Source organism: Candidatus Symbiopectobacterium sp. (genome assembly GCF_020054415.1).
Classification (GTDB): Bacteria; Pseudomonadota; Gammaproteobacteria; order Enterobacterales; family Enterobacteriaceae; genus Symbiopectobacterium.
This window is the reverse complement of the sequence record NZ_JAHWCO010000088.1, coordinates 1-2,405: the sequence shown is the minus strand read 5'-3', so window position 1 is coordinate 2,405 and position 2,405 is coordinate 1. Positions and strand designations below refer to the sequence as shown.

Genomic DNA, 2,405 nt, shown 5'->3' with positions numbered 1-2,405 from the left:
TTGCCCAGTCACCAAGGCTTAACCCGGCAACCTTATCTGCAAGCAGCAGGACGCTCTCTTTGGTTGATGCGGCGTAGGCTCTGGCAGACGCGCCAAGGCCCATTAAGCCCGTCCCGCTTCCGTATGAAAGCCTGCTGTAGATAGTGCTCATTCGTGTCATAGCCTCACCCGCTAAGTGGGCGCTGTGTGATTGAGGGGAAATAAAAAAGGCCGCGCCGGAGCGCAGCCTTGAAAAGAGATTTGTCAGTGTACCATCAGTATATTCGAATAGGTAAGTACGCTACGAACGAAATCAAGGATTATTCGAATATTTAATCATATTATTTAATCCAACCCTATGATCATAGGGATATGGATCTTTATGTGGATCGTCATGTCCAAATGCGCATCTTAATCCATATTCTTTCGCCTGCTTATCTACAGCACGTCTATATTCTCTTTCATATATAGACAACTTTTCTTTACTACGAAAACCTTTTTCAACTTCATAACTAGTTACTTTATCATTGAATCTTACAAATTTATTACTGATTTTTGTAATATTTCCGCCCACACATGAAGTATTACTCTCGTTTCTTGATGATGATTGTATCGATGGTACAGTGGAGAAGTTACCGCTTAAATTAACATTCATCTTAATATACCAATAGAGTTAATATGCATATTTATTATAATGAAGCATCCATTGGTAGCAATAAGTAAAAAGCCCCAACCACCAGAGGGAGTTGAGGCTTCATGTCCTGCGCGCTCTTGTCGCAGCATGAAGCTATTATGTGGGGCCCCGGGGCCCCAGTCAAGCATTTACTGGTTTTTTGATCAGTTAATCAACCGCATTAGATTTTCTTTAACGAAGTTTCGGCGCTCATCTTCGTTGGTGAGCACAACGACACCACGCTTTTCAAAGTATTCTAATAGTGTTTCAATATCCCCTATAAAACAATTTGAGGCGACCACCTCTGTCCTTGTCACACTGCCATCTGCATAGTCGAGAACAATCCTGCCAGAGATAGCAGGGAAGCTATTTTGTGAAGATGCTCTGCCGATGAATTCACCGTCAATCGGTACTCGAGCGGCAAGAGATAACGCTTCGGTAAAATTCTCTTCGGGAATTTCTTTATAGCTGCAACCGAAGTGACTTTTCAGTGCTGACCACACCGTGATGGTTGCTTTGCCCTGATGTTCATGTGGTACGCTCTTCCCGCGAGTAAGCACCAGTTGTTTGATAGCCTCTTGCTGCTCCATGGTGAGCTTGCCGGGAATCGTTTTCTGCTTGCGCACTTGGTGCGTCTGACCATTAACTATATCATCATAGGCACGGATTACTTTAAGAGCGAACGAGGCGCTGATCCACATTGCGTAGGAATAGACTAGTTCCTTGCAAACGTAAGTACCTCCGTAGCGGCCTTTACGGGAGTCTACAGGTTTAAATGCTCAAATCTGAGCTTTAAGAATTTCATCAATTAATTCAATTGTTTTATCGGAGCGCAAACAGTTTGCTGGCTTGTCCTTTTCCTCGCCGCTAGATGCTTGATGCAGATCGTTCAGTGAATAACGCTCCTGTGCGTCTCTGTGAATGGCGATATCGGAGATAATGATATTAGTGCTCATTTTTGTATCCTTTTTCGGAGGAAACCTGAAAGACTCAGGCGGCCAAGTGTCGAAAACTTGTACAAAGGCAAGCGGGTTTATTCCCATTGCTGGTATTTTATTCACCCACACTCGGCCATATCTAAAATATGGACACAGAAAAGCCGCAAATCTTACGCGTGCGGTTTACGCTCTGTACGGTGTTTTCGGCACCTGCTACTGACTATAGCCCGGAATATCATTTTGCGTCAAGCCGCCTCCAAAAGCTCAGCCACGCGGCCTGCAATGTAGGCTTCAGCGCGAGTTAGAATATCAGCAACATACTTGTGGTTTCGATTAATTTCCCGCCCTATCGCCCTGCACGACACCTTGCCCTTGTAATACGCCACCACGATATCGTAGCCCAGCGGGTCGAAGTGTTTGAGCAGCCCTACCGCACGGTCAACTATCTCCCCGTCCTCATCAGACAGCATGGGCCGGATATCGCTGCTTGCCGTAACGAGGGGCCATGCTGCCTTGTACTCGGTGCCAATGCGTGAGCCGCTCCAGTTTCCCCATGCCGTCAACAGGTATCGAATATCTCTCATTTCACCGCCCCCCAGTTTTTGCCGTTCCTGATGCTGTAGATATGCTGTTTGCTGGTCTCGAATTTCCTCGCCACCTCAGCCACCGGCATACCGGAGTCCAGTAGCGCCCGGATAAGCGGAATATCTTCCGCCGTCAGTCGCACACGCTGTCTCATGCCGCTTCCCCCATGCGATAGGTAATGCCCGGCTTTGTTGAATAATAGGTAATCATGCTGTTTTTCCGTGCCAGTT

The 2,405-nt window shown here is 46.7% G+C and carries 3 protein-coding genes and 3 pseudogenes; all 6 read right to left on the bottom strand.

Features of this window, described 5'->3' with window-relative positions:
• Positions 1-160 (bottom strand): annotated as a pseudogene (locus QZ506_RS21440) (holin); the annotation flags it as partial.
• 132 nt (positions 161-292) lie between these two features.
• Positions 293-553, bottom strand: a complete 261-nt coding sequence (locus tag QZ506_RS02780; protein ID WP_291968910.1) for a hypothetical protein — start codon at positions 551-553, stop codon at positions 293-295.
• 482 nt (positions 554-1,035) lie between these two features.
• Positions 1,036-1,269 (bottom strand): annotated as a pseudogene (locus QZ506_RS21435) (phage antirepressor Ant); the annotation flags it as partial.
• Between the two features lie 39 nt (positions 1,270-1,308).
• Positions 1,309-1,608 (bottom strand): annotated as a pseudogene (locus QZ506_RS21430) (KilA-N domain-containing protein); the annotation flags it as partial.
• Between the two features lie 227 nt (positions 1,609-1,835).
• Entirely contained in the window at positions 1,836-2,174 is a 339-nt protein-coding gene (locus tag QZ506_RS02765; protein WP_291968906.1) for an antiterminator Q family protein, read from the bottom strand.
• A partial coding sequence (locus QZ506_RS02760) for a helix-turn-helix domain-containing protein (protein ID WP_291968904.1) occupies positions 2,171-2,405 on the bottom strand: 235 nt, incomplete at its 5' end. The genes QZ506_RS02760 and QZ506_RS02765, both read right to left, overlap by 4 nt.

Excerpts from the sequence above, each read along its gene's own strand:
- QZ506_RS02765 (WP_291968906.1), bottom strand. The coding sequence starts at position 2,174 with ATGAGAGATATTCGATACCTGTTGACGGCATGGGGAAACTGGAGCGGC.